The sequence below is a fragment of the Trebonia sp. genome (genome assembly GCF_049794275.1).
Lineage (GTDB): Bacteria > Actinomycetota > Actinomycetes > Streptosporangiales > Streptosporangiaceae > Trebonia.
This window is the reverse complement of sequence record NZ_JBARCR010000955.1, coordinates 1-2,237: the sequence shown is the minus strand read 5'-3', so window position 1 is coordinate 2,237 and position 2,237 is coordinate 1. Positions and strand designations below refer to the sequence as shown.

The window sequence follows — 2,237 nt, the reverse complement described above, 5'->3', positions numbered from 1 at the left end:
TGTGCCAGAGTGCTTGTTCTGCGGTATCGCGGCCGGGGAGATCCCGGCCACGGTGGTGCTTGACGGTAAGCGCGTCATCGCCTTCCGGGACGTCAACCCGCAGGCGTCCACGCACGTCCTGGTGATCCCGCGCGACCATTACCCGAACGTCGCCGCCCTGGCCAGCGCCGGTGACGGCCTGCTCGACGAGCTCATCACCGAGGCGCACCAGGTCGCCGTCGCCGAGGGCATCGCCGACAGCGGGTACCGGATCGTGTTCAACACCGGCCCCGGAGCCGGACAGACGGTCGGGCATGTGCACGCCCATGTGCTCGGCGGCAGGCCCATGACATGGCCGCCGGGCTGAGAGAAGCGAATTGACCGATACCCGCAGCGACCTGCCAGGCTCCCAGATACGGATCGTCATTCCCGATGACCATTCAATGGTCGCCTTGCTCGGCACCGGCGACGAGTTGCTGCACGTCATCGAGCGGGAGTTTGCCGCCGATATTCACGTGCGCGGCAACGAGATCACCGTATCGGGACCGCCGTCGGAAACGGCGCTCGTGGCCAAGCTGTTCGACGAGCTGCTCGAGTCGCAGCGCAGGGGCGCCGACCTCTCGCCGGACGCGGTAGAGCGCATCGCCGCCATGCTCAGGGCCGAGCACACGGTGCGCCCGGCTGACGTGCTGACGCAGGGCATCCTTTCCTCGCGGGGCCGCACGATCCGGCCGAAGACGCTGAACCAGAAGAACTACGCGGACGCGATCGACAAGCACACGATCGTGTTCTCGATCGGCCCGGCCGGCACCGGCAAGACCTACCTCGCGATGGCCAAGGCGGTGAAGGCGCTGCAGGCCAAGGAGGTCAACAGGATCATCCTGACCAGGCCCGCGGTCGAGGCGGGAGAGCGGCTCGGCTTCCTGCCAGGCACGCTCTACGAGAAGATCGACCCGTACCTGCGCCCGCTGTACGACGCGCTGCACGACATGGTGGACCCCGAGTCGATCCCGAAGCTGATCGCGGCGGGCACGATCGAGATCGCCCCGCTGGCCTTCATGCGCGGCAGGAGCCTCAACGACTCGTTCATCATCCTGGACGAGGCGCAGAACACTACGCCCGAGCAGATGAAGATGTTCCTCACCCGCCTCGGCTTCGGTTCCAAGATCGTGGTGACCGGCGACGTCACGCAGGTCGACCTGCCGACCGGGCAGGTGAGCGGGCTGCGCGTGGTCCAGGACATCCTCGACGGCATCCCCGACATTCACTTCGCCAAGTTGACCAGCCAGGACGTGGTTCGGCACAAGCTGGTGGGGAAGATCGTGGACGCCTACGAACAGTACGACTCCAAGGCCGAGGCGCGCGGCAAAGGCCAGGCGGCCAGCAGACCGCCGCGCCACCGCGGCAGCCGGTAGATCCGCCGCAGGGAAGCACGGAAACGGGGACGTCAGGTGACCATCGAAATCGTCAACGAGTCGGGGGTGACGGTCGACGAGGTGGCGCTCGCCTCGGTGGCGCGTTCCGCGCTTGACCAGCTGCGGATCCATCGCCTGGCCGAGCTGTCCGTGCTGCTCGTCGACGAGGGCCCCATGACCGACTTGCACGTGAAGTGGATGGACGAGCCGGGCCCGACGGACGTGCTGTCGTTCCCGATGGACGAGCTGCGGCCGCCGGGGATGGGCGGCGCGCGGACCGCCGGCGACGACACAGGTCTCGAACCGGGCCTGCTCGGCGACGTGGTGCTCTGCCCGCAGGTCGCCGCCGTCCAGGCGAAACAGGCGGGCCACTCGACACAGGAAGAACTCGAGCTGCTCTGCGTGCACGGCATCTTGCACTTGCTCGGCTACGACCACGCCGATCCTGACGAAGAGGCCCAGATGTTCGGATTGCAGGGTGAGCTGCTGCGCGCCTGGCGCGCGGCGGCGGCGGAAGGTCAGGAAGGTCCTGGCTGATGCCGCCTGCAGGGTGGCTCCTGATAGCGGCGACCGCGCTGATACTCGTCGCGGGCTGGTGCGCGGCCGCGCACGACGCGATGATCAGGGCCGACCCTGACGGACTCGAAACCTACGGCGGCCTGCTGACCCTGATCCGGGTCGGCGCCGAGGTGTCCGCCGCGGTCCTGGTGACGCTGGCGTTCGCGCACTGGCTCGGCGGCGGCTGGCAGGTGTTCCTGCCCGCGGCGGGCGCGCTGCTCGTCGCCACGTACGTCGTGATCGGCGTCGGGCCGCGGCCCCTGAGCAAGCAGCGCGCCGAGAAGA

At 68.4% G+C, this 2,237-nt stretch carries 3 protein-coding genes and 1 pseudogene; all 4 read left to right on the top strand.

Annotated features, from left to right (window positions below):
* Position 1: 1 nt before the first annotated feature.
* Positions 2-346, top strand: a complete 345-nt coding sequence (locus WA805_RS24475; RefSeq protein WP_422282475.1) for a histidine triad nucleotide-binding protein — start codon at positions 2-4, stop codon at positions 344-346.
* Between the two features lie 76 nt (positions 347-422).
* Positions 423-1,394: a PhoH family protein gene (locus WA805_RS24470; RefSeq protein WP_422282487.1), complete on the top strand. Its 972-nt coding sequence runs from the start codon at positions 423-425 to the stop codon at positions 1,392-1,394.
* A 36-nt stretch (positions 1,395-1,430) separates the two neighbouring features.
* Positions 1,431-1,931: an rRNA maturation RNase YbeY gene (gene ybeY, locus WA805_RS24465; protein ID WP_422282477.1), complete on the top strand. Its 501-nt coding sequence runs from the start codon at positions 1,431-1,433 to the stop codon at positions 1,929-1,931.
* Positions 1,931-2,237 (top strand): annotated as a pseudogene (locus WA805_RS24460) (hypothetical protein); the annotation flags it as partial. The gene ybeY and the pseudogene WA805_RS24460, both read left to right, overlap by 1 nt.